General features: G+C 53.1%; 14 protein-coding genes. 6 read left to right on the top strand and 8 right to left on the bottom strand.

The genetic code is table 11. The features are described 5' to 3' along the window. Positions 1 to 89 precede the first annotated feature (89 nt). On the top strand, positions 90 to 3,314 hold the full coding sequence (locus tag CRP01_RS07475) for a sensor histidine kinase (protein WP_099149404.1): 3,225 nt from the start codon (positions 90 to 92) through the stop codon (positions 3,312 to 3,314). Continuing rightward, complete coding sequence (locus tag CRP01_RS07470; protein WP_099149403.1) at positions 3,311 to 4,057, top strand: LytR/AlgR family response regulator transcription factor; 747 nt, start codon at positions 3,311 to 3,313, stop codon at positions 4,055 to 4,057. Before CRP01_RS07475 ends, CRP01_RS07470 begins: the two co-directional genes overlap by 4 nt. 91 nt (positions 4,058 to 4,148) lie before the next feature. Here the strand turns inward: CRP01_RS07470 and CRP01_RS07465 are convergent, their stop codons facing one another. The 4 genes from CRP01_RS07465 to CRP01_RS07450 form a co-directional block, all read right to left on the bottom strand. After that, positions 4,149 to 5,783, bottom strand: a complete 1,635-nt coding sequence (locus CRP01_RS07465) for a metallophosphoesterase family protein (protein WP_099149402.1) — start codon at positions 5,781 to 5,783, stop codon at positions 4,149 to 4,151. A 74-nt stretch (positions 5,784 to 5,857) separates the two neighbouring features. Continuing rightward, a complete protein-coding gene (locus CRP01_RS07460) occupies positions 5,858 to 7,522 on the bottom strand; it encodes a RagB/SusD family nutrient uptake outer membrane protein (RefSeq protein WP_099149401.1) in 1,665 nt (554 codons plus the stop codon). 104 nt (positions 7,523 to 7,626) lie between these two features. Continuing rightward, positions 7,627 to 11,100 carry a SusC/RagA family TonB-linked outer membrane protein gene (locus CRP01_RS07455; RefSeq protein ID WP_099149400.1) on the bottom strand — a complete coding sequence of 1,158 codons (3,474 nt, stop codon included), beginning with the start codon at positions 11,098 to 11,100 and terminating at the stop codon, positions 7,627 to 7,629. Between the two features lie 142 nt (positions 11,101 to 11,242). Next, positions 11,243 to 12,232 (bottom strand): FecR family protein, encoded by a 990-nt coding sequence (locus tag CRP01_RS07450; protein WP_170110270.1) that lies wholly within the window; start codon positions 12,230 to 12,232, stop codon positions 11,243 to 11,245. A gap of 233 nt (positions 12,233 to 12,465) precedes the next feature. Between CRP01_RS07450 and CRP01_RS07445 the strand changes: the two genes are divergently transcribed. Beyond that, a complete protein-coding gene (locus CRP01_RS07445) occupies positions 12,466 to 13,047 on the top strand; it encodes an RNA polymerase sigma factor (protein WP_099149398.1) in 582 nt (193 codons plus the stop codon). A 102-nt stretch (positions 13,048 to 13,149) separates the two neighbouring features. Then, positions 13,150 to 13,725, top strand: coding sequence for a hypothetical protein (locus CRP01_RS07440; protein ID WP_099149397.1), 576 nt, complete (start codon positions 13,150 to 13,152; stop codon positions 13,723 to 13,725). 166 nt (positions 13,726 to 13,891) lie between these two features. Here CRP01_RS07440 and CRP01_RS07435 read toward each other — a convergent pair whose 3' ends face one another. Both CRP01_RS07435 and CRP01_RS07430 read right to left on the bottom strand, forming a co-directional pair. Next, a complete protein-coding gene (locus CRP01_RS07435) occupies positions 13,892 to 14,737 on the bottom strand; it encodes a hypothetical protein (RefSeq protein WP_099149396.1) in 846 nt (281 codons plus the stop codon). Between the two features lie 63 nt (positions 14,738 to 14,800). Then, the gene (locus tag CRP01_RS07430) at positions 14,801 to 16,231 is read right to left on the bottom strand and encodes a hypothetical protein (RefSeq protein WP_143473305.1); all 1,431 of its coding nucleotides are present in this window, start codon (positions 16,229 to 16,231) and stop codon (positions 14,801 to 14,803) included. A 508-nt stretch (positions 16,232 to 16,739) separates the two neighbouring features. Here CRP01_RS07430 and CRP01_RS07425 point away from each other — a divergent pair. After that, positions 16,740 to 20,192, top strand: a complete 3,453-nt coding sequence (locus CRP01_RS07425; protein ID WP_099149394.1) for a cohesin domain-containing protein — start codon at positions 16,740 to 16,742, stop codon at positions 20,190 to 20,192. A gap of 84 nt (positions 20,193 to 20,276) precedes the next feature. Then, positions 20,277 to 20,852, top strand: coding sequence for a hypothetical protein (locus CRP01_RS07420; protein WP_099149393.1), 576 nt, complete (start codon positions 20,277 to 20,279; stop codon positions 20,850 to 20,852). 208 nt (positions 20,853 to 21,060) lie between these two features. On the opposite strand, the gene CRP01_RS07415 is transcribed toward CRP01_RS07420, so the two are convergent. Beyond that, positions 21,061 to 22,251, bottom strand: a complete 1,191-nt coding sequence (locus tag CRP01_RS07415; protein ID WP_099149392.1) for an NAD(P)/FAD-dependent oxidoreductase — start codon at positions 22,249 to 22,251, stop codon at positions 21,061 to 21,063. Positions 22,252 to 22,351: 100 nt separating this feature from the next. Further along, positions 22,352 to 24,784 carry a TonB-dependent receptor gene (locus CRP01_RS07410; protein WP_099149391.1) on the bottom strand — a complete coding sequence of 811 codons (2,433 nt, stop codon included), beginning with the start codon at positions 24,782 to 24,784 and terminating at the stop codon, positions 22,352 to 22,354. Positions 24,785 to 25,063 lie beyond the last annotated feature (279 nt).

Genomic DNA, 25,063 nt, shown 5'->3' with positions numbered 1-25,063 from the left:
ATTCCTCATCCAAATCCCCCAGGCCTTCATTCCACCTTGTTATTTCTACTCATTTTACGGATTTTTGAAAAGTACCAATTACCATCAACATGAAAAGTTGGCCCCTAAAATTTGCGCTCTTTCTATTTTTACTGCCTGGCCTGTCGTTCGCCCAGTCCCTACCGGAAGACTTTAGCGGCAAATGGTATGACGCCGAAAACCCGCTTTCCAGTCTGGAAGTGCTCGGGGATTCCCCCATGATCTTCCTACCGGAAGGATTGCTCACTATCCAGGCCGTCGAACCGCAGGGTGATCACTACGAAGTCGAGACCCTGAACGAGCGCAATCAGCGCATTCGCCTGAGTTTCGTAAGGATTGACGCGCAGCGGTTAGCGATCGCCTTACTGCCCAACACACCCCGCATTTTTACCCGGGACCAGGAAGTCCAACGTACGACAACTGCCTTTGCGCTGAATTTACGGGTCGGCGAAACCTACTATCTCGACGTCAGAGCGGCGGAAACCATTCTCGATCCGGAAAACGAAAGCAAATGGGGTTCCAACCGGCTCCGGGAATTAATTGAAAGATGCTGGTATGAGTACCGGGTGCTCAGTCAGCCCACCGCCAGTACCTACTTGCTGGAAATGAAGGTCAGACGCACGCTGAACATTACCCGTTTCCAAAGCGGCTTCGTCAACTATAAGGATAGCGAGTACCAGTTGCCGGATGATCAGACGGCAAGCAGCTCAGCCGAGAACTGGGCTTCGGACCAGCGCTTCCGGATCACCATCAACCGGCAGGGACAGATCCTGGATTATCGCAAACAAGCTCCCTCCGGAGCCTGGCTGCCTCCCAGCGTCAGTGCGACGCCCATGATCTTTTCCTATCGATACGATGCCGCCAACCGAGGCCAGTTGGAAAATATTTCGGATCAACCGGCCTATTTGTGGTCTACGCTTTCGCCCCGGGCGTTTTATAATTCCGTTAAGGGTAGCAGGTCCGGTTCGGTCTTTGTAGACTCTGAAAAATACAAGGTCGGATTTTTCAATTTTCTCTCCAGGCAGGAAAACGCCTACACCGAAAAACGGGGCAGGATTTCCCGCTACCTATTTCCCGATCAGTCGCTCTTAGCACTGGACGATCGCAACGGCTGGATCAAATACGGGAGGATCCGATCCGAATCCCCCGACCACCAACTGGAGATCACCCTATCCGGCTGGAGTGAACAATACCGCCCGGCTGTGATCACCGGCCGCATCATCAATGCACCGGCATCCACCGAAGAAATGGAGCACTACGTCCAACGTTATCTGGAATTCTGGCACCATCTGCCGGTGGATTTTCAGATCGATGAAAACGGAAACTTCCGCCTCAGCTGTACCCCGGACCAGGTACTGTATAGTCCGGAAAATCAGATCGCGCCTTTATTTTTGCGCCCCGGAGACAGCCTGCATCTGGTGCGGGATTATAAGCGGGACCTTTATCTGATGGATATTTCCGGTGACGCAGCGCTGGAACAAAGCATAACCGTACAACAGGCCCGCAAGCTGGATAGCCGAAAGGTTTATGATAAAGTTCACTCCCTGAGCCTACCGGAGTTTAAATACGCCGTGCAAAGTAACTATCAGCCCGATTCGCTGTATCTCGCCCAAAATGCCTTTCTGACCGACCCGACTTTTCAACAAAAAGCGCAGTTAGATATTCGTTACCAAGCGGCCAATTCTTTACTCGCTTACTGGAAATCACGGTACCGGAATGTACTCCGTCTCTCACGGGAAACACCGCCCGATCTGCTGGAGATCCTTAAAAACCTACCCGTCAACAATGACCAGGCGGTTGGGCTGGCGGAATACCGCCATTTCCTGGAATACGCTTATCTTGATTATAAGACCGATAACATCCGGAATTTCTTCCGGGGCGGAACTGCCGCGCGGAGTCTGGCCGAAGAATACGCCCTGTCCAAATACATCTACACCGGAGAACCTCTGTTTGAGGCTTTATCCGTGATCCTGACGGAACAGCTTTACTACGATATGGTGTCTCCCGGTATCGCCTATCCATTCCTGGAAGAATTCCGGAAGTATAATCCGGATAGTACTGTCAACCGGCAACTGGACCGGGCTTATGCCCATTTGCTGAAATTGGAACCCGGCGGGCACTTACCGGAATTTACGCTGCAAAACAGCGCCGGCCAATCCGGAAGTGTAACTAGTTTCCTACGAGATAAAACGCTGCTGATCCCCTTTGGACCAAAAGATATTTACCTGACCGGCATCAACTTCGACTCGCTGCGCCGGTGGCATCCGGACCTTCGCATAATGCTGCTCAGTTTCCTTTCTCCCTCAGAGTTGCAGGAGTTACCGAATTACCAGCAGGAGATGCCCGCCGATCTGATCTATTTCATTCCGGATGAAGCCGAACGTCGCCGGGTCCACGATCATTTCCACCTGTACAACTTCAACTTTCCCCGGGGCAGTTTTAACCGCGCCTATCTCGTGGACGATAAGGGTGAAATATTCGACAACTACCTGACCGCAAACGGCACGCCCGGCATCAACTTCGTCGAATTGAAAAGTAAGATCGATCAGTTCATGGCCTACCGGCCACCGTCCAGTTTGAACCCTCAGGCATTTCTCCTGATCATCGGCAGTCTGGGGCTGGGCGGGTTCCTGGTGTGGCTGTTCAAAAACTGGCAAACCCAACGCGAAAAACGCCGTCGCAAAATGATCGAACTGGAGATCCGCTCCCTGCGGGCTCAGCTAAATCCCCACTTCATCTTTAATACGATGAGTTCCATTCAGAATCTGATCGCTTCCGAACGACCGGAACTGGCGAACGATTATCTGGCCGATCTGGCCTCTCTGATGCGTAAGGTGCTCCGCTATACCCAGCGCGGTATGGTTTCCCTGGCCGAAGAACTGGACCTGATCCGTCAGTACTGTGCCCTGGAATACCTCCGCAAACCTTTTGAACTGAATATCTACAACGAGCTTGGTCATGCCGCCAACGACGTCGATCTGCCGGCCCTCATTCTGCAGCCTTATGTGGAAAACGCTATCTTACACGGGCTGGCGCCCATTAACGGAGAAGCCAAAATAGACATCGTGATCGAAGCGAACGGCCGGAGCATAGTGATCCGGATCGTCGATAACGGTATCGGCCTGCAGGAGGCCGCCCTCAAAGGCTCCAACGGGAATCAAATCGGTTTGAGCACCAACGCCGAGCGACTGAAACTGCTCTTTGGCGGGCGGGCCAAAGTGCATCTGATCGACCGGGGCGGCCACAACCGGAACGAACGGGGCACCATCGTAGAATTGCAAATCCCTCAGGTATGATCAATGCAGTGATCGTTGAAGATGAACAACACAACCGGGAGTATCTGGGTAAACTCCTGGAACGCTACTGCCCGGATATTCAGCTACTGGCTGCGGCCCGGGATGTTGGCAGCGGATTGAAGGCCATTGAAGCCCACCAGCCGGACCTCCTTTTTCTGGACGTGGAGATGCCGGATGGTACCGGATTCGATCTGCTCCAACAATTGCCCGCCGAAGACTTTTCGATCATTTTCGTCACTGCCTACGACCATTATGCCCTGGACGCGATCCGCTTTTGTGCCATTGATTATTTGCTGAAACCACTGAAGGTGGAACACCTCAAGGCCGCAGTACAAAAGGTCATCCGCCAAAAGGGGCAGCAGCAGGAAAACCGGCTGCTCCGGCAGTTGCTGAACAATATCAGTCAGCAGGATCCCCGGGAAAAGCGGATCGCCCTCCCCACGCAGGAAGAGATCATTCTGGTAAAAGTTTCGGAGATCATCCGCTGTCAGGGAGAAAATAACTACACCGGCTTTTACCTGCGGGACGGACGGCATATTCTGGTTTCCCGTACACTCCGGGAGTTCGAGGACCTGCTCGGCGAATACAGCTTCCTGCGTTGTCACCAGTCGCATTTGGTCAATATGGCGGAGGTGCGTTCCTTTGTAAAATCTGATGGTGGCTATCTGCTGATGAATGACGATTCCAGGGTGAATGTGTCACGGCACCGGAAAGACAAAGTACTGGCTGCATTGATCAAGTGATTCGATTACGGAATGAATTCTTATCCGATTATTAAGTAAGAACCGATCTGCCAGATTTGGAAATCTGGCAGATCGGTTCTTACTTGGTTGATCACCGACCGGAGGTCGGCGTTACTGTCATCGGCCAGCCCTGGAATTGCTCCGCGTCTTCCTTGGTCACATCCACATCCCGCGGCCAGCATTCAAAAGTTACTTCCTTTGCGGGTTTATTGAAACGGACCAGACCGTAACCACCACCACTGGAGGGAGCCTCCGGGTTCACGTAGGCGTGCATGGTGATCTTATTGTTGAAACCATCCAGGTATTGCCCCGTCCACGGCAGGCGATCGTTGTTGTTCTTCCCCGGCTTTTCATCGGCCGGCCACCACCAGCGGCTATAGTAATTGTTGACCAATGCGGGAACTACGAAAGCCCAGGGGCCATCGTCGTATTCATCCGTACCGTGCTTGATGATCGTGGCCAGGTGCTGGTCTCCGGCGATATGCACCGCATTTGCTTTCTGGATCGCTTTCAACGCCTTGTTGCGGCCCGTTTGCGGCCAGCCGTTGGAATCCATATCCGCGTGCAGGCGGTTGTCTTTCTTGCCGTGCAGGTGAGCGCCACCGCAAAAACCGGTCTGCGAAAGCACTGCTTTCATTTCCACGCCCTCGGTCTGTTGGCCCCAGGCGTCGAGAAAATCCAACTGGCGCTGCCCCAGCAATTCCAGTCCGGCTACATCAACCGTAGCGGGATCGTAACTCGGATCCCGAACGTGATCCGGACGCGGTCCCTGCTGGGGGATCTTTCCTTCCGGGCCGGACTTGAATTTCCGGTCCTCGATCACGGCAAAATCGACGCCACCCACGATCAGGTTGGTGTAGTAGACGCCGATCCCCTGATTGACCGGTGTGGGGTCGTAGGGATCGGGCAGGTGTGCCGTCTGGCAGCGCTCCACCATTTTTACGTATTCGGGATGGTAGAAATATCCACCGTCCGAACCGGCGGGAGTAGACGCCTTTTTTCCGTACTCGCCCCAGAGGTTCCCCTGCCCGATATCGTGGTCGTCGGGAATGGTAATACAGGGCCGGCTGCGAAAGGTTTCGCGGAACTGCATACCGAATTTCAGCCAGGCAGCGGTGTGTTCTTTGTGGTCATAAGATTGATCTCCGGCAAAGAAGAGGATATCCGGATCCTGGTGATTTACGTTTCGCACGTAATTAGGCCGTCCACCGCGATCTTTATTACTGTTGCAGGAAAAGGCTGCGATCACGATCTCATCCTTATCCTTGGGATCCTTGCGGATCAGCCCTTCGAAAGTGGCCTCTTCCCCGTGCCGCAGGCGGTAGGGCGTGTCTTTGGTACTGTCCCAGTTCGCTACCCGGAACAATGCCGACCAACCCAGGTCGTTCACCCGTTGGGTCTGGATCTCTTTCCATTCGTCTCCTTCCTTCACCTCCAGGCGAACGTCCCTGGTCTCGTTGGGATATAAGGGGAACAATTGAGCGGAAAGTTTGAGGATATCGTTCGACAGCGTGTAAATGCCGAAAGCGACCACCTCGTTCCGCGGGACTTTCATATTGATAATGGGGTTCTCGCCCCGGTTCCACCAGTCGTTGATGGCCAGGGTATCTACATCCTCAAAAGGCGCGATCACCAGGGGCTCCATATCTTCGGGAGCAGTTTCCGGTGCCGATTTACAGGCTGCGAATAGACTTAAGAAGAGGAGGAATAAAATGTTTTTGTACATATTTTCAGTTTTTCCCAGGTTTGCAGGAGCGGGGGCTACCGATGATCGGTACCGGCAGCCCACCGCAACATTTCTTACTCCGCTAATCTAGGATTAATATCGATCTCCTGTTGGGGAATGAACCAATTCTCATCCACGCCCTCCCGGAAATTCTTTTTGGTCACAAACCAGCGGCTGTACGGATCTTCGTAGTTTCCGTCCTGGCGTAAATTTACGGCATCCGGGAAAGAATGGCCAAAGAAACGACCGTTCAGCACTTCCGCCATGATCCCCCAGCGCTTGAGATCCCAGTAGCGAATGCCTTCGAAAGCCAGCTCGATCCGTCTTTCCTTGCGCAGGATGGGCCGCAGCGCATCCGGATTGGTTTCCGTGATCGGCGGCATATTGACCGAAGCGCGGCCGCGTACCTTATTGATGGTTTCGTCCAGTAACTGCTGATCAATAGCATCTCCGGCTTCCAGTTTGGCTTCCAGGTAGCTCAAAAGTACTTCGGCGTAGCGAATGAGGGGAATATCGCCACCGGAATTGCGCACGTCGCCGGAGAAAGTCTCATCCATGAACTTACGCATTCCAAAACCTGTCCGGGTAGCCTGACGGTTGGTAGTCAGACGGTCGATAGAGTTTGTGCTGTCCGGGTGGGTAATGATGGTCAATCCGGCAAAGGAAGAATTATCCCCGTAGACGTTGTAATCCAGCCGGGGATCGCGGTTGGCCGCAAAATCCCTCGGATCAAAACGGGGATCATCAAAACTGAACGGCGTACCGTCGGCAAAATCGTAGCTTTCCACCAGATCGCCCAGCGGGTTGACGATGTGCCAGCCCCCTTTGATCGCCGGCAGAGTATGTTGCAAAATACCGTTGGTAGCGCCACCGGCCACATCCGCGATGTGCACATTGGTGAAGATGTTTTCCGCCGTATTTTCCGCCATGCCATTGAAAAGGCCGGCGTAATCCGGATGGATATCGTGGTCACCATAATCGATGATCTGCTTGTAGGTCGTGGCCGCTGCGGCAAAACGCTGGTCGGCCAGTTGCATTCTACCCAGGAAGGCCAGCGCGGCCTGCTTACTGGCTCGGCCGTATTCACTATCCGGAATGTCGCCGTCCTGCGGCAGATCGCTGACCACGTCGCTCAGTTCATCGATCACGTACTGGATGATGGTTTCAACCGGAGCTTTTTCTACGGTATTGGCCTCGTCCAATCCCAGGGTATTCGTGATCAGGGGTACCGATCCGAAGGATTGCGACAGATAGTAGTACTGGGTAGCCCGGATAAAGCGGGCTTCCGCTTTCATACGGGCGATGGTGGCCGCATCTCCCGGTACCCGGTCTACATTTTCGATGAAGTAATTGGCACGGGCGATCCTTTCGTAAGACCATTGCCAGGCCAGGCGGACGGAAGCTACATTACTGGAATTCATCGTACCGTTACTCAGGCGGTTCCAGCCGGCATTATCCCCGCGCCGGTCGTAGGCATTATCCGTCGCAAATTCCAGGAATACCAGGGCAGAATAACTCCACCAGTCTACTCCGTTCGCTCCCCGCACGCTTGTGCCGATATTCCCTTTGTAAACCCCTCCGAGTGCCAGCAGCGCATTGGATTCGCTTACCCAGAAACCTTCACTGGAAAAAGAATCCAAAGGAGCCAGATCCAGGCGGTCGGAGCAGGAGATGGGGATACTCATCGCGAAGACCGCGAAAAGTACCGGTTTTATATAGTTTTGAAATTTATTGATCATGATTTTTTAATTTTCAGGTGGTTCGATATTTACGGGCCGGAGTATCCGATCCCCGGCAGCGCGATCGATCCACTGGTACGAGGATCGACCGGTCGAACGCTTCGTTAAAAATTAACATTTACACCGAACGTATAATTGGCCAGAATGGGATAGTAGTTCAAACTGGCATTGATCTCCGGATCCCAGCCTTCGCGGTAGCCATGGAAAGCCAGCAGGTTCTCTCCGCTGAGCATCAACTGTACCCGACCCAGTCCCAGACTTTCCACCACGGTTTTCGGCAGTTCGTAGCTCAGGCGTACGTTACGCAATTTGAGGTACGAGGCATCGAGCACCCAGAAAGAGGACAGTTGGGAATTCGGCGTACCGCCGTTGGGGATGATCTCCAGGCGGGGATATTCGGCGTTCGGATTGGGATTGGCCGGCGACCAGCGTTCATCGGCCTGCCAGCGCTGGATACCGCCCTGGTTCACAAATGCCAGACCGGCAGCATTGTCCAGACGACCGCTGGCACCACCTACTCCCTGGAGCAGAGCACTCAGGTTCAGCCCCCGGTAACCGACACTCAGATTGATACCGTAGCTCAGTTCGGGGATCGTACTGCCCAGGATCGTCCGATCGTAGGTCAGGTCCACTTTACCGTCGGGCACGCCGTCCGGTCCGCTGATGTCCGCGTAACGAATGTCACCGGGAACGGGTCTCGGGTTGACGGCCGATTGATCCACCGAAGCTTCGATATCCGCTTCGTCCACAAAAAGTCCGTCGGCTACCAGCCCGTAATAAATGTTGATGGGGTAACCGATGAAGCGATTACCGTCACCGATCAGTCCGTTGGGTTGTTGGATATTAGCGACCCCGAGATCCAGCATTTCGTTCTGCAGGAAGGTCACGTTGGTCGTGATGCCGAAGCGGAAGTTCTCGCCGCCTTTGCGGTAGCCGACCACCAGTTCCAGACCTTTGTTGCTGGAAGTACCAGTGTTCTGCGGACCGACACCAAAACCAAGGACGGAAGAGATACTGCTACCCGGAGACAGCAACAGATTGAAAGTCTCTTTATTGAAATAAGTGGCATTGACGGTCACAGCATTATTGAACAGGCTGGCCTCAAAGCCCAGGTCGAAGATCTCGGTGGTTTCCCAGGAGAGGTTCGGATCGTTGAGCGTAGTCGCCGCCACTCCGGTCTGAATGTTGTTGCCAAACGGATAATTGTAACCGGTGTAGATCAGATCCTGGTAAGGATAGTAGCCGGCAGCGCCGGAAAGCGCCTGCGCACCCACCTGTCCCCAGGATGCCTTTAATTTGAATTCATTCAGCCAGGTGGCGTCCCGCAGGAAGGGTTCTTCCGAGATCCGCCAGCCGGCGGCAAAAGAGGGGAACAGGGCATACTTGTTCGCTGCCGGGAAACGGGAGGAACCATCGTAACGCACCACCCCTTCCAGCAGGTATTTATTCTTGAAGCTGTACCGCAGACGACCGAGATAGGAATCGATGGCCCATTCGCGGGCGGTACCCGAGTTGGCCTGTCCGTCCGCCGAACCGGCGTTTAACTGCGTAATATTGTTATCCGGGAAACCGATGCGGGAAGCCGAAACTGCTTCGTAGTAAGAATTTTCAAAGGTGTGTCCCACCAGAGCCGTAAGCTCGTGGTCTCCGAAGATCTTATTGTATTCCAGCAGTTGCTGGAGGGTTTGGTACTTCTCGTTGTAATTGGTCACGTTCAGAGAAGCCGGGCCGAGGATGTTGGTCGGCGTGATCGACTGGGTAGCCGAGAAGCGTTCGTTGCGGCCGTCCAGATAGGTATAACCTCCGATCAGGGAGAATTTCAGGTGGGGCACCACCGTCCAGTCCAACTGGAAGTTCGCGCCCAGGTCCGTACTATTTCCCTGGTAGAAAGATTCGCTGGCGAGGAAAGATACCGGCGTACCGCTCTGTTCGAAACCACCGCCCCAGTCTCCGTTCGACAAACGGATCGGGTAAATGGCAGGATACCGTACGGCCTGTCCGATGATCCCGAGCATGTTACCGGCATTACCCAGTGTGGCGGGGCCGGACGGCTGGTCGTCGTTGATGACTTTGCCCGACAGGCGGGTGGTCAGTTTCAGGCGATCGGAAATGTCCGATACCACATTCAAACGCGCATTGTAACGATCGTAGTTGTTGTTGGCGATGATACCGTCCTGGTACATATAACCCAGAGAAAGCAGGTAGCTGGACTTCCCGCTCCGGTTGGCAACGGTGATATTATGACCGGTTTGATTGGAGCGATCTTTGAGCACTTCATCGGCAAATTTGCTATTCGGATAATTGTCCGGATCACTGCCGTTGCGGAACAGTTCGACTTCTTCCTGGGTATAAGCCGGAGACAGTCCGTCATTGGTATTCGCTTCGTTCAGCAAATCGGCGTACTCCCAGGAATCTACATATTGCGGATAACCGGTAGCCGTCTGGAAACCGTAATAGCCGCTATAGCTCACCTGAATATCATCCGCTTTGGCGGTTTTGGTGGTGATCAGGATAACCCCGTTGGCCGCCCGAGAACCGTAGATCGCCGCGGTAGAAGCGTCTTTCAGTACGGAAATACTTTCGATCGCATTCGGATCGATATCGTTGAAGTTAGGGGTGGGAATACCGTCCACCAGGATCAGCGGTGAGTTGTCGGACTGCACCGAGTTGAGCCCCCGTACCTGGATGGAACCACCCTGGTTACCGGGCTGGCCGGAACGCTGTATCACAGTTACCCCCGGCATCTGCCCGGTGAGGGCCTGCCGCAATTGCGTAACGGGACGTTCGTTGATCTCTTCGGCCGTCACCTGGGCCACCGACCCTACGAGCGTTGATTTTTTCTGGGAACCATAGCCGACAACCACTACTTCGTCGAGCAGCGTATTGTCGGGAGCCATAGTCACGTCGATCGTCGTGCGATTGGCCACTACTACTTCCTGACGCTGGTAACCGGTGTAGGAAAAGACCAGCACGTCTTCGGAGCCGGACAGTTCGATCGTATATTTTCCGTCCAGATCGGTGATCGTACCCCGGGCGGTACCTTTCACCTGGATGTTCACCCCGATCAGGGGTTCGCCTTCGTCGCTGGTGACGGTACCGCTCACCGGATAGAGCGCCTTCATGCGGATAGCGCTTTCGGCAACGGACCGCAGCTGGTCGAATTTATCCTGTTTTCTGGATTGCAGACTCAGATTTTCACGATTTTCCAACTTCCGGATCTGCTGGATCTTGCGCTCCAGTTTTCGGGCGCCCTTTTTGCCCTTTTTCGTTTCGGGATGTATTACATAGTACTTGTTCCCGATGCTTTTATACATGAGGCCTACTTTTCCCAGCAGCCGGTCAATAGCCGTATTCAGACTTTCTCCGGTCTTGAAATGGAATTCCACTTCAATATTTTTTACCAGTTCGGTGTCGTAGGAGAAAAAGACCTGATAATGTTCGCTCATTTCTTCGAGCACTTCAACCAGGAGTCGGGGTTGAAGTTCGTACTCTGCTCCGCCGGCAAACAGGGGTTGTCCCAGCGCAAAGCAAAGCAGGAGCAGCGCCCAGGGGCGTGCGGATAGTTGGCAAAATTTCATATTTTTGTGTTTTAGCAAAAATTAATACCACCGGAATTACCGCTATTTAGGTTTTTCCGGTCTTTTTATCTTAGCATGATCGAAGGCGGATCGCCGGAACTTCCCTGCGGAGTCGGGAGTGATGCTTCCGGCCGGAGCCCCGTCATTTGACGATCAACTCATCATCTTCTTGCTCAATGATCAGTCCGGTGGATTCCATCAACAGCAGTACGGCTGTATCCAGGTTATTGACCGGCATCGGGAAGTTAAAGGTCCGATCCAGCAAGGTCTGGCTTTCCACCCGGGAGGAAACCCCGTAGATCTCTTCCATTTTTTGAATAATGGCTCTCAATGTCACCTCCTGCAGGATGATGGTCCCGTCCTTCCAGGAGGAAGGTGCTTCCTCGACTATTTTTCTTTTTTGGGGAATGTGCGTTTTTACGGAATAGGTGACCAGTTCTCCGGGGTCCATCAGGATATCTTCTTCCTGGTCTTCCAGGTCGACGTTGATCTTTCCTTCCTCCAGAAATACCTGGGTAGCCTCTTCGCGCGTATGCACGTTGAACACCGTACCCAGTACTTCAACCGTCAGATCACGCGTCACTACCTGAAACTTCCGGCCGTCGGTCGTGTCTTTGCGAACTTTGAAATAAGCCTCACCTTCGAGCCATACCTTCCGCACTTCGTCTTCAGACCAGTCCTGGTGAAAACTGATGTTAGAATTGGCGTTGAGGATCACGGTCGACTGATCCGGCAGACTTATCGTGCGTTGTTCGCCGTAAGCTGTGTGTAGTTCCACCGAATCAGCGGAGCGGATCCACCAGGTACCCGCCGCGATCAGAGCCAGAATGGCGGCCGCCGCACTCAGTCGTCGAAAAAAGCGCCCACTACCGGAGTGCCGGGATGGTTTGCTACCGGCTTTACCCAGTTCGTCTTCCATGTTCCCGATCTTAGTGAGGGTTTTTTCCATGATCCGGGAGGCAGCTCCGTCTTCCAGATCCGGAAAATCATTGAGCTGCCTCCACAACCGGGCCATGATGTCGGAATAGTCTTCGTCTTTAGCATCCCGAAGTTGGTCCAGGAGTAATTCCATCTCTTCCCGGGTACATTCCCCTCGGTAATACTTAGCCAATAACTGTTCCTTACTAGTCATGCGGTGGTTTGGTTTCGTTCGTTTTTCGCTTTGTTTCATAAGTAAGTCCGTAAGAATTCATAAAATATACTATTCGGATTGCGTTTTTTTTTAAAAAAAAATCTAAGTTTGGACAGGGATTTCGAAATAATATGTTCTAATTCATCGAAAAGCTGCGATTACACCGTAGACAAAAAAGGTGCTCATAACTATTCGCGTGGTTATTAGATTCCTTGCATCGAAACCAATTTGGGATGGACTTAAAGGAACAATTTCACCTTCAACAATTTGCTAAGGGCGATAAAAAAAGCTTCGTTTACCTCCACGAGAGGTACCAGTCAAAAGTCTATTACTATTGCCTGAAGTTCGTCGGCAACCGGGAGGTAGCCGAGGAGATCACTTCCGACGTTTTTGTGAAACTTTGGCAAAAGCGGGAGGAACTGCGTGATGATATCACCGTCAGCGGATTGCTCTTTAAGATCACCCGGGATTATGCCCTCAGCTACCTGCGTCAGGTGGCCAGAAACGCGGATCTGAAAAAAGCCTTTATCGAAAGTTACTTCAATGCACTGAATAATCCGGTAGAAGAGCAGATCTACCTGAAAGAAGGCATGGCCATCGCCAAACGCGCCATCGACACCCTGCCTCCCAAATGCCGGCAGGTTTTCCGCCTGCGCTATCTGGACGGACTTTCGCTGAGCCAGATCGCCGAAGAATTGCACATTTCCACCAATACCGTACAGAACCACCTGCAAAAAGGTACCCGCATTGTACGGGGCTACCTGCAGGAGCATTCCGATCTCGTTTTTTCCATTCTGCTGATCCAGATGTGGTAGGGAACTGCGTAGCCCGACCGCCTATTTTTACCTTATTTCGAAAAAATCGTTCCGGCAGGCAACCCATTGCCAGCTAATCGTTGTCTGGACTGGAAAAACTCAATGAAGCATTACCATTTTCTTTCCCTGCTATTACTGTTTACCAGCTTATTTTCTGCCTGTGAAAAAGAAGCCACCGTTGACTTACCCTTGGAATCCGAATGGTACGTAACGGCCGGTCTTGCGGGAGAAACCGAATCTTTTCCCAATACCTTCGATTGCGAGACGGAAGATCAGGACAATATCATCCTCTACAAAACCTACCGCCACCCGGACGCTGCCAGCCCCCATTCGGATGTGTTGTTCATCCCGGCCGCTTCAGCCGACGGAACGCTGAAACTCGGGATCTTTGTCCAGGACCGGGAGCTGTGGAAAGCCGATTTCCCCCTGGAATTGCATCAGGGTACAGGCCGGGGCCTGTTTATGACCTACACCTATCATCCCGAACCAGGCCGGGTACTGGAATGGATCAGTCAGGGATCTTCCCGCTTTCAGATCGATGAATGGACGGAAGACGGCTGGATCAGCGGTAGTTTTTCGGGCTACTTTCAGCCACGCGAGGGTGCTGAGGGCTGGGTGAGGCTTTCCGACGGCCGGTTCAGCGTTCAGGTACAAAGCATCGATTATACCGATGAGTAAGGCGGGCATTATCTGTAATGACAAATGAACTTGGGTGCAAAAAAAATAGCAACGTCAATTTCAATAGCAATTGCAATGGCTGAGTGGTATTGAAATTTAATTTGCAATTGTTATTGAGATTGAGGCCTCCACTTGGTATAAGTTAAAATGTCATTTCAGCTATCAGCTAGTCCTTTCGGGAATTGAGGAGATCTTCGTGGGTAAAATCCACCAGCCGGGTACCGTTCCAGTGTAGCGCTTTGGTCGTGCGGGTCATTACCCCGTTGCCCATTTCATCGTTTTTGCTTTCTTCCTTTATCCAGAGTATTCGGTCCGGCAATCCCTCTCCGTGATCCGGCATCCGATACTCCTCAAACATGTACCCGAAACCGGCATCCGCCCAGTTGCGGGTATGGCCCAGATCGTGGAGTTTGCGGCCATCCCAAAAGATGTTGGCTTCTCCGTTGGTGTAACCACAGGCCTCGTAGGCAAAGGACGGCTGGATGAGATGAAGCACCCCGGGAACACTATGGCCGCCCGAAACTTTTAATTCCAGGTAATGGCCTAACTCACCGATAGCCGGGAAAGCGAGCTGTGCAAGCAATGCGCCATCTTTGACGACGCGGAGTTCAGTCGTGATCTCATCGCCTTCCGCCGAACTTGCGCCCAGCAGAAACCATTCGCCCTGGTTTCCCTTCCGGCTCAGGTGGCTGACCAGTCCGCTCCACAACCAACCGCGCTGCGTACGGCCTTCCCATTCGGTTTCTATTTCCAGCCAGGGGAAGTTCAGCCCGTTGATCATCGCCGACGCACCAATGCTTTGCACCCGGAGCAATTGGGCCAGTGGCAACTGCGCCACGACCTTCCCCTGTGTATGGGGTGCATCGCGCAGATTGACCCGGTCGCCGAAAAGCAGAACGGTCTCACCCGGTTCGAAAGTTCCGTAGGGTCGGTGTGGCGTATCGAACTGGGCCTGGGCGCTCTGGTAGCCGATCAGCAGGACGATTATATGGAGTAATAGATCCCTTTTCATGGTAGCGCAGATTTAAATGGTAGGTTGAGGTATACTATACCGGCCGGATGCCAAAGGTTACCATCAACCGATCCGTTCCAGCAGCCAGCTTTTATTGGCCAGCGGCTGGGTCTGTTCGATGGACTGGACAAAACGTTCCCGCTCTTTTCCTTTGATCGGCCGCCATTCCGTGCGGATGAGATGCTGGAACAGACGGCTGGCCAGTTTGAGGAAATTCGCATTGGATTTCTTCTGATATTCCGACAGTTGGCGGTTGCGGGCGATATAGTGCCGCGTGGCCTCGATTAGCGAAAAGAAAGCTTCCGTTTCCCGCAGGTGAAAATACACTTTCAGCTGGATGATCTTGGCCGAAAGATGGTAAAAAGCGTCGGTAAATTCCACTTCAAACAGCAGATGGAGCGCCCGCGTGTAATCTCCCTGCTCAAAGTAGAGCGATGCCAGGTTATAGCTGTAGGCGTTTTCCCGGACTTCCTCCGGCAGGTAATCCCGGTAGGTATGGATGAATTCTTCCGTCCAATCGTACGCCCGCAGTCGCATGGCACTCGTGATGATATTGCTGTAGGACCACTGGGACAATTGCCCGTTCTTCAGCAGGATGCCTTCGGCGAGTAATAGCTTATATAATTCCCAGATCTCCTGGTAGAAGGCGCTTTTGCCGATATTGATCTGGCGGACACATACGTTGAGGGCGTAGTTGTACAAAATGCGAAGTTCCCGCTGGGGGATGATGGGGCGATAGGTCGCCAGCAATTCTTTCAACTGGAAATAATGCTCCGTTTCCCGCGGTGATTCCAGCATCCGCAGTGCCTGCGAATAAACCTGAATGAGCGGGATCTCCTCCAGTTCCGGCTGACGGGCCTTATAGCTTCGGATCTCTTCCAGGAAGTGGCAGGTATATCCGGCATTGACCACAGCGTTGCGGCTGGTCATATCGCAGGCGATCCGGAGCTTATTGATGAAGTAGTAACGATCCAGCGCGTCGTTTTCCCGTTGCAGGTCCTCCCCTTTTCTCCGCTGGCCGCCAGTGAGACTGAGCTGATCCATTTTTTCGTAGAGCTGGTAGGCCTGATGGAAATAGTCGTAGCTGCGATCATCCCGTTTGCTGCGCCAGAGCTTCCAGCGGCGGATCTGGCGGTTGACCTGTTTGGGAAGATCGCGATCGAGCAGATCCAGACAAAGGTATTCGAGATGCTGCTCGGGCTGGGCCTGGAACTGACTTACACTCAGGTACTGGTACGCCAGTTGTAAAAGATCCGAAACCAGATTGTTAAAAGCCAGTTCCCGGAAAGGCTGTTTGCCGAAAACCTGCCGGTGAACGACCGCCTTTTCCAGATCCGGATGTTGAAAGTCCGGAGCGAACTGTAATACGTGGTGGCAAAGCTTTCGCAATTTGGTATTCTTATTAAAAAAAGGCGAATCAACCAGTTCCCGGAAACGGGTACGTTCCCGGGTTTCCATTTTGCGTAGTAATTCCAATAGTAGGGTGTCCGTCATGAGTTCTTCGTAAATCGGTTAGGCATAAGTTCTTCCAGCTTGATCGGATTGGAGTGATCAATACTTCTGTAGCAATGGAGAAAACACAACCGGCTCATACAGAGACCGATAAATCTCTTTTTGGCATCGATATTCCCCATTTTTCGGGCCTTCTTTAAATGCGGAGCTTTTTTTTCTGCTTAAAGTTATTGAAAAACTGCTATATACCTAGTAAAACGCCTAACAAAAACAGCTATACCAGCAAAACACAAATATTTGATTATCAATTTTATATATAATTAAAAAGTCATATTATCAGCTATAATTCCGTTTAAATGTACTTTCTCCGGGACGTTTGACCTGATAAATTTGTATCCATAATCGCAGGTCAGCTCTAAAAAGGTGTAAGGTCAGACGTGAAAAACCAACGACTCCCACCCCATACGGGCACCCGACATACCCGCAAAAGTGCGGTATAGCAACTGCTCTCAAATCACAAATTATAATTCCTGGTCATAAACCGAAAAAAATGAAAAGACTGTATTTTACCCTATGCTTTCTCCTAACCCTCAGTGGATTCACTTCGCTCCAGGCCCAATCGGATTGCCTGGCGCTCAAAGTTGAGCACACGACCGCTACCGCCGGTGAAACTGTTTGTGCCGATGTAATGGTCGAAAACTTCACCAGCATGCTGGGCATGCAATTTTCCATGCGCTGGGATCCCCAGGTACTTTCCGTTACGGGCGTTAACAATATGAACCTTTCCGACCTTAGCCAAACCAATTTCAGTTTTCCCGCAACCGCACCCCAGTACCCCGACCGGCTCCGGGTGGTTTGGTTCGACCAGTCTACCAATTCGGTAGATGTGCCGGATAACACGGTCATCTTTAGCGTCTGTTTTGATGTAGTCGGGGAAGTTGGCACTTCCAGTCCCATTCTGTTTGACGATACCCCCACCGACATTGAATTTGCCGCCAGGATCGGAGGGGAAATTGACACCAAAGCCGCCAGACTGCATAGCGGAAGCGTCTCGGTGGGCTTCCCCGCTCCGGTTGTACCCCAGATCGATATTGAGTCGTGCCCCGTTGCGGATGTTTGCTCGGAAGTCCCCCCTCCCGGCCTTTCTCCCATCGTCAGCATGGGTACCCCACCCTACAACTACGCCTGGACCGGACCTAATTTATTCTCCTCCAGTGAGCTCGAGATCTCCGAATTGGTCCCCGGCAATTATCTGCTGCAAGTACAGGACGCCAACCTGGCCACCAGCAGCGTGCTGTTTCATGTAAATGATCAGAGCCACACCAAACTGGTTTTTTCCGACGTCCTCGTGAATCACCCAAACGACTGCCAGGAGAACAGCGACGGTTCTATTTCCTTTACCATGCGTAATGGCAGCGGCTCCTACAGCTATAGCTGGAACGACGGCTCCGAATCCCGGGACCGCAGCGGTCTGGGTGGCGGCATCTATACCGTTACCGCTACGGATATGCTGCTGGGCTGTTCGGTGGTCCGCAGTTTCACGCTGGTGCCGGAGAACGATGACCAGTTGTTCCAGTTCGCCGACATCACGGATGTATCCTGCGGTACGACTAATACCGGAGCGATCCGGCTGGTAATTGGCGGAGAATTCGAAGGCACCACCGTAAGCTGGAATACTGGAGCAACCGGCCCGGAGATCACCGGTCTGGCTACCGGCAATTACAGTGCCACCGTCACCAATAGCGGCGGCTGTACCTTTGAATGGTCCGGGAAAGTAGAAGTTTCGGATGAGGTGGAATTTACCGGCGAGGTCGGCTATACCGACTGTGAGCAAAGTTCCGGCTTCATCAACCTGAATATGCCGGGTGATCCGTCGGACTTTACCTACGCCTGGAGTACCGGTGAGCAGACCCAGAACCTTAGTGGACTTTCCTTCGGAGCTTACCGGGTGACGGTGACCAACACCGCCAGCGGATGTACCGGCTACCGTCATTTCTACATCAAAGACGAAGCGTTCCTTACCGGCAGCAACTGGGAATGTACCGTTGTTGACGAACAAACGGTCTTTGCCAAGGTCTATACGGTCGTTTGGGGAGGTGGTACTCCACCTTATACTTTCAACTGGAGCAACGGAGACAGTATGACCGATGAACTCATCGGCTTCACCACCATCTCCCTGCCCGGTACCGTAATTGTGACCATTACCGATTCGAAGGGCTGTGTAACGGTTGCCGAACCGGTCACGCCCGATTGCACCGGCGGCAGTGAATCCTCATTTTCCACCGCCTCTTCTTACAACTGTATCGAAGATGAGAACGGCCAGCAATCCCAGGCCGAGATCACTTACCGGGTTTGGAACGGAGGTACTCCGCCATACACTTTCGCCTGGAGTAACGGATTGACCGAGACCGCTGACCAGCAAAGTACCATCATCGCACCGGCCGACGCCATCCAGTCCTACACCGTGACGGTGACCGATCAGTTCGGCCAGACCCACATTTCGAAAAAGATCATCCCGGTCTGTCAGATCGACGGCACGCCCCTGCACATGGACATTGGCGATGCCACGGTCGACGCTCCGGGTGAATCGGTCTGTGTCCCGATCACCGTAGAGAATTTTACGGGCATTGCCGGGCTGCAGTTCACCATTAGCTGGGATCCGTCCCAACTGGTTATCGATGATATCACGTCCGATCTGCTGCCCAATTTCGGTACCCACAATTACAATCTCGGCAATTACGCCAGTGGAAACTATCCCGGTACGGCCACCTTCAGCTGGATCGACGTCAATACCCAGGGCGTTGATCTGCCGGACAACAGCCCCATGTTGGAGGTTTGTTTCACCAGTATCGGTGACGCCCCCCAGACGGAAGTCATCCTCAGTAACCACCCCACGATCATTGAGGCCTCTACCATCACCTCGCAGGTCATCCCCGTCGTTACCAGCGGGGGCACCATCAGCATACAAAACGGTATCTCCAAAAATGTCTGGCCCGGCGATACGGATAACAACGGCCTGGTGGATCATTTCGATCTGTTGAACATTGGTCTGGCTTTTGGTGAGAACGGCTACCCCCGGCCCGACGGCAACCTGAACTGGGAAGCCCAGTTCGGAGTACCCTGGAACCAGCAAACACCTAATACCCAAACGGACTACCGCCACATCGATACGGACGGGAACGGTACCATCAACGCCATCGACACCCTGGCGCTGGCGCTGAATTACCGGCTGTTCAACGAGAACTGGGACGGTGAGGACGGCTACACCCAGCGGGAAACCCTGCCGGAATCCGCCCGTACTACCGGTACGCCGATCTTTGTCGATACCTACGCCGTACAGGAGGGCGATATGCCGGTATTCAACATTCTCCTGGGCGATGAAGCCAGCAGCGAAAGCACCGTATACGGTCTGGCCTTCAGCATCAATTACGATCCCCTGGCCATCGTGCCCGGCAGCCTGCAATTATCGTTTGACAATTCCTGGATCGGTCAGGAAGAGCAGGATATGCTGACCTTTTACCGGGTCGATACCCAGGCCCACCGTATCCACGTGGCCATGACCCGTACGGACGGGGTGGACATTACCGGTAAAGGCGCGATCGCCCAACTCCTGGTGACCATTGAAGATGTGATCTTCCGGTCCGATAACTACGATATCCCGATCTCCATCGAAAACGCCCGCCTGATCACGGCTGCCGAAGAGGCCGTACCCGTAGCGGAGCGCAGTTCCGTGATCACCGTTTCCACGACGGGTACGATCGATCCGGCCCTCGATCAGCAGATCCGGGTATATCCGGTACCGGCCCGGGACGTGCTCTTTCTGAAGACGCCCCAAATTCACATCGAGTCCATTGAACTGTACGATCTCGAGGGTCGTCGTTTGCAGCGCTGGACCGGCTCGCCGGATCGCTTGCCGCTTACCGATCTGCCGCAGGGCACCTATGCGCTCCGTTTGATCACCGCGCAGGGCGTAGCGGTACGCCGGGTCGTATTGTTGCATTAGTCTATCGGGAGCCGGGTACGTTCCACCGGAGCGGCCCGGCTCCCCATGATCAACATTCCTTTTTACACCAAAAATATTATCAGCATGTATCGCATCGCTCTATATCTCCTTTTGCTTTTTCCGGTAGCTCTGACGGCTCAGAATACCAATCTCAGCGGTTTTGTATCCACCGAAAGCGGTTCTTTCGTGAATGATGTGGAAGTAAAACTGTTTGACGACCAGGGGCAGTTGATCACCACTACCCTCACCGTCAACGGTAAGTACACCTTTACTAATCTGGCTTCCGGCTACGACTATACCATTCGCCTCGACAAAAGCGGTCATCCGCTGAACGGTTTGTCCACCTTTGATTTTGTAATGATTGCCCAGCACCTGCTCGCCGTCAATCCCCTGCCAACCGAAAACCTGCTCCTGGCGGCCGATATCGATGGTTCCAATTCCATTTCCGTCGCGGACCTGCTCTATTTACGGGAAATGATCCTCGGGATCATCAACGAATTTCCGGGGCAACGCAACTGGCTGTTTCTCGCCGAAGACCAAACCCCATCGGATCCGGCCCAGATCAATACGTTCACCTTTAACCTCAGCGGCAGTACGGTCTTTAAAAACTTTGTGATCTTGAAGATCGGGGATATGAATAGGACGGCATCCTTTGATTAAGATAGCAGTTGGGAGGTTCGAAAGTTGAGACCTGAAGGGTAGAAGTAATTTGTTTGTTTTCCACCGTCAACCTTCCACCATCAACCATCAACCATCAACCATCCCAAAAAACTATTACGCAAATTCAACATAGGAGAGCTTCCTCGTTCAGTAGCGGGGAAGTTTTTTTTATGGAACTGGTTTGAATATTCCAAAACAAGAGCAGGACTCAGGATTTTTCATTGATCAGTTTCCGGTAGAGCCGGCGGGGAGTGAATCCCCGGAGGAGGTCATTGCGTAGCAAAAGTCGTTTCACCAGCGCCGTGTTTAAAAGCAGGGACAGGATCGGTTCCACGAAACGGAAATGCCGCTGGATCAGATTGACGGCCCGGTTCATGAGCAGTACGTTGCGGTATTTACGCCGGGCGGCTCGCCGGTATTTCTTCGTCACTCGTTGGGAGAAATCTTCCTCCTCGTAAGCATCGCGGATCAGTTCCGCCGCCAGCTTCCCCATGCTCATCGCGTTGCCGACGCCCATACCGGTGATCGGGTTGACACAAAATGCCCCGGCACCGACATAGATGAGATTAGAGTCCGACCACCGAACCCGCGTGGCCAATTCCATGGTGGTACCTCTGCTTTTGCCCAGCACACGGGCATCGGCAAAACGTCCTTTCAGTCCCGGAACCGATCCCAGGTAAGCCGTCAGCAACGCCGGCATGTTGAACGGGGCTGACCGATAGCGCGACTGCTGCACGCCCACTTCCACATTGTAGCGCCCGCCGGAGAGGGGGCACATAAACAGGCATCCCCGCACCGGTTGCTCGAAATAATAGACTTCCAGTCCTTTTTCTCCAGCCGGTGCAATCCCTTCGTAGTACTGGCGACTGAAGACAAAAAGGTGAGGATTCTCGGTGGGTGTGGGCTGAGCTCCGGCAGCCATAACGACCAGGTCGGCATCGATGATCAGGTCCTTCGCCGTCAGTCTCCATCCGCCGTCTTTTTTATGGATGTCTTCAATTTTTGCGGGAGTGATCACCCGGGCGGATGTAGCATCCTGCACCTGGCGGAACAAAAAAGCGTCCAACTCGGCCCGGTTGGCGGACAGCCGCGGCAGATTAGATTTCGGATAAGCCACCGAGAGATCGATCTGATCACTCCAGAAACGATAGTTCCAGGTTTCCAGCAGTAATTGATCCCGGTGCAGGCGGCTCAGGAATTCCGGAGAAAGGTCCCGGAGGATGCGATAGACCCGACCGTCAAAACTTTCTCCGCAGACTTTATCCCGGGGGAATTCGGCCCGATCCACCACCAGGTGTGGAATTCCGAAACGACTCAGATAGAGGGAAGTGGTCGCTCCGGCCGGTCCGGCACCGACGATACACACTTTTGTCTGCAGGTATTTGGGTTCGCGCTCCATCGGGCGCAAGATAGGGAAAAGTGGGCAGCAGGTTGGAAACCCGAAAACGGAGTACTTGCAAATTTTGCCCGGTTTCGGGCAAAATTTGCAAGTCGAAAAATTATTCTCCCAGACGGTTGGACTCTTCTTCCAGTCCGGTCTGACGCCGACGGCTTTTGACGTTTTCGTTACCGAAATTGTAGCTTAGGCTCAGGGCAACCCGGCGGCTGTCAAATCGACCGAAACCGACGGAGTACAGGCCATTGAATTCACTGTAGCCGTCCCAGCCCGATTCGTAGAACAGGTCATTGACGGACAGCTTGGCGTTGAGCCGGTCGCCCAGGAATTTTTTCTGTAGACCCAGGTTGAGGCTCCAACTGGATTCGTAGCGGAAAACGCCGCCCCAGACACCGGGTCCGCTGTACCATCCGGAAACTTCTCCTTTGAAACCCGCCGGCAGGTCCAGCGTGTGCTGTTGGAAGATATTATAGGTCCAGGCCTGTACGTCCACAACCGCACCGTTGCCGTAATCCGCCTGGTTGTCCAGGTGGGAACCGCTGAGATTGAAATAAGCGTTCCAACCCTTGGTCATCTGTACCGGAGCGCTGATGTTCAGGCTGTAGATCTTTTGTTCGGACAGGTTCTCCCAGGTGATGAAACTTGCCCGGGGGTCTACATCGTCCGGAGCGATCAGACGGGTGATCTGATCGGTCGTACGGCTGTAGGCCAGTTTGAAATTATAGCGATAGGCCAGCGTATAACCCAATTCCAGGTTATTGACGATCTCGGGCCGCAGGAAGGGGTTCCCTTTTTCGTAGGACAACTGACTCAACTGATTATTGAACGGATTAAGTACGTTGTAATCCGGGCGATTGATCCGGCGGCCGTAGGCCAGGGCCAGAGTGTGCTGTTCGGCAACTTTCCAGGTAAGTCCGGCATTGGGGAACCAGTTGAGATAATTCAGTTCTACCGGTGGCTCCTGAAGCTCGGGCCGGTAGGCCTGCAGGTCACCCGTCGCGTCGGTTTGTTCGGCCCGCAGTCCGAGCGTAAAGTTCCATTTCTTTCCGAGTGCGCGGTCAAAGCTGAAATACCCGGCGTAGACCCGCTCGTCGTATTTGAAGCGGTTGGAGCGAAAATCATTGAACTGGTTCACATTGTTCAGGACATCGTAGAATCCGAAATTGTTGTCGGTTACGACCTGACTCAGTTTTCCGCCCAGTCCCAGCTTTCCGCCCAGGATACCGGTATTGTAATCCAGTTTCAAAGTAGAGATATCGATCTCGGTGGGGGTATCGAAGAAATTGATGATCTCGGTCAGTACCACCTGTTCGTTGGCGTCGTAGTACAGGTTGGGCTGCAACCTTTCCGATTCGGTACGATAGCGGCCGTAATCCGCATCGATATTCAAGGTTTGCCCCTTGCCGTTGTCAAAGCGGTAATTCAGGTTATAGGCACTCTGCCGCATACGATTGTCCGCAAAATTATTGGCGATCAGCACACTGTCGGTAACCTCCGGGCTCGTCTGGGACGCAATGCCCATCCGGTTGTTGAGCCGGCGTTCTCCGTCCAGGTTCTGGGCCGTAAACAAAGCACCGATGGTGTGGTGCTTACCCAGGAAGAGGTCCGCTCCCATTCTGACGTTGAAGTTCTGCCAGGAATTGACAATACGGTTCGACTCATCGATCACCAGGCCATTCTGGAAGCTGCGGAAATTCATATTGTTGAATACCTCTCCGGTAGTGGCTCCCGCCGTAGCGAACAAACTCAGCCCTTTATTCCGGTAATTACCGCTCGCGTTCAGGCTGGAACGGTGGTAACGGCCCTGGCTGGAAGACAAGCTTAGCGAACCGTTGGAACCCATACTTTTGTCCCGCTTCAGCCGGATATCGATGATCCCGGCATTGCCCTCGGCTTCGTAGCGAGCACCGGGATTGGTAATGATATCGATCCGGTCGATCTGTTCGGCCGACAGGTTTTGCAGGTAATTGGTCAGGTCCTGACCGGTGAGCGGCAGTCGTTTTCCATCGACGTACAGCAGTACCCCGGAGCGTCCCAGCACATTGATGTTATCGTTATTGTCTACGGTTACTCCCGGTGCTTTGCGCAACAGAGACATCCCATCGCCACCCGCGCTGTTGATCGTACCTTCTACGTTGAAAACGGTGCGATCCGGTTTCACCTCCACCAGTACCCGCTGGGCCCTGACCGTGGCCGTTTCCAGTTCCACAGCCTGGGAAGCGAAGGTGAGTGTACCCAGCTCCAGGTCCTGTCCGGCTTTCAGTTCTATATCCGAGCGGTTCAGATTGGCGAAACCGACATAGGTAGCCTCCAGCCGATAGCGATCGGCCGGTAGTTGCCGAAAGCGGAATACCCCGGATTCGTCGGTTGTTTCCACTTTCACCAGCGCACTATCCGCCAGGCGGTAGAGTACGACATTGGCAAAGGGAACTGCGGAACCGGAATTTTCGGTGAGTTTGCCGGAAATACCGGCGGTTTGGGCGGATATACCCAGGGCAAGGGCTGCAAACAGCAGCGCGAGTACAGTTTGTTTCATTGTCAGGTGATTTATACAGTCTATTGGCTACAAACTTCCGTTTACGATAACAGGACTTCCCATCCAACGAAAAGTTGCAGGCAGCAAAATTAAACCAAAATGGTTTAACATTCACCAAAAGAAACAAATAATTATACACAGACCCGGAATAAGGATACCAATCGGATAAAAACGGCAACCAACTCCCAGTTTCACCGGACAAACAAAAGCAGGCATGGTGCAAGGGTATATATCATACAGTAGAGCGATGGGCCTTTAAGAACCGAACTGATTGAAGAA

The sequence above is a fragment of the Flavilitoribacter nigricans DSM 23189 = NBRC 102662 genome (genome assembly GCF_002646595.1).
Classification (GTDB): domain Bacteria; phylum Bacteroidota; class Bacteroidia; order Chitinophagales; family Saprospiraceae; genus Flavilitoribacter; species Flavilitoribacter nigricans.
Note: the sequence above shows the minus strand (reverse complement) of the source record. Positions and strands in the feature narration are given on the sequence as shown.

What these genes read in the sequence shown, in the direction of transcription:
- CRP01_RS07475 (WP_099149404.1), top strand. Translation starts at nt 90, where the DNA reads ATGAAAAGTTGGCCCCTAAAATTTGCGCTCTTTCTATTTTTACTGCCT.
- CRP01_RS07470 (WP_099149403.1), top strand. Translation starts at nt 3,311, where the DNA reads ATGATCAATGCAGTGATCGTTGAAGATGAACAACACAACCGGGAGTAT.
- CRP01_RS07465 (WP_099149402.1), bottom strand. Translation starts at nt 5,783, where the DNA reads ATGTACAAAAACATTTTATTCCTCCTCTTCTTAAGTCTATTCGCAGCC.
- CRP01_RS07460 (WP_099149401.1), bottom strand. Translation starts at nt 7,522, where the DNA reads ATGATCAATAAATTTCAAAACTATATAAAACCGGTACTTTTCGCGGTC.
- CRP01_RS07455 (WP_099149400.1), bottom strand. Translation starts at nt 11,100, where the DNA reads ATGAAATTTTGCCAACTATCCGCACGCCCCTGGGCGCTGCTCCTGCTT.
- CRP01_RS07450 (WP_170110270.1), bottom strand. Translation starts at nt 12,232, where the DNA reads ATGACTAGTAAGGAACAGTTATTGGCTAAGTATTACCGAGGGGAATGT.
- CRP01_RS07445 (WP_099149398.1), top strand. Translation starts at nt 12,466, where the DNA reads ATGGACTTAAAGGAACAATTTCACCTTCAACAATTTGCTAAGGGCGAT.
- CRP01_RS07440 (WP_099149397.1), top strand. Translation starts at nt 13,150, where the DNA reads ATGAAGCATTACCATTTTCTTTCCCTGCTATTACTGTTTACCAGCTTA.
- CRP01_RS07435 (WP_099149396.1), bottom strand. Translation starts at nt 14,737, where the DNA reads ATGAAAAGGGATCTATTACTCCATATAATCGTCCTGCTGATCGGCTAC.
- CRP01_RS07430 (WP_143473305.1), bottom strand. Translation starts at nt 16,231, where the DNA reads ATGACGGACACCCTACTATTGGAATTACTACGCAAAATGGAAACCCGG.
- CRP01_RS07425 (WP_099149394.1), top strand. Translation starts at nt 16,740, where the DNA reads ATGAAAAGACTGTATTTTACCCTATGCTTTCTCCTAACCCTCAGTGGA.
- CRP01_RS07420 (WP_099149393.1), top strand. Translation starts at nt 20,277, where the DNA reads ATGTATCGCATCGCTCTATATCTCCTTTTGCTTTTTCCGGTAGCTCTG.
- CRP01_RS07415 (WP_099149392.1), bottom strand. Translation starts at nt 22,251, where the DNA reads ATGGAGCGCGAACCCAAATACCTGCAGACAAAAGTGTGTATCGTCGGT.
- CRP01_RS07410 (WP_099149391.1), bottom strand. Translation starts at nt 24,784, where the DNA reads ATGAAACAAACTGTACTCGCGCTGCTGTTTGCAGCCCTTGCCCTGGGT.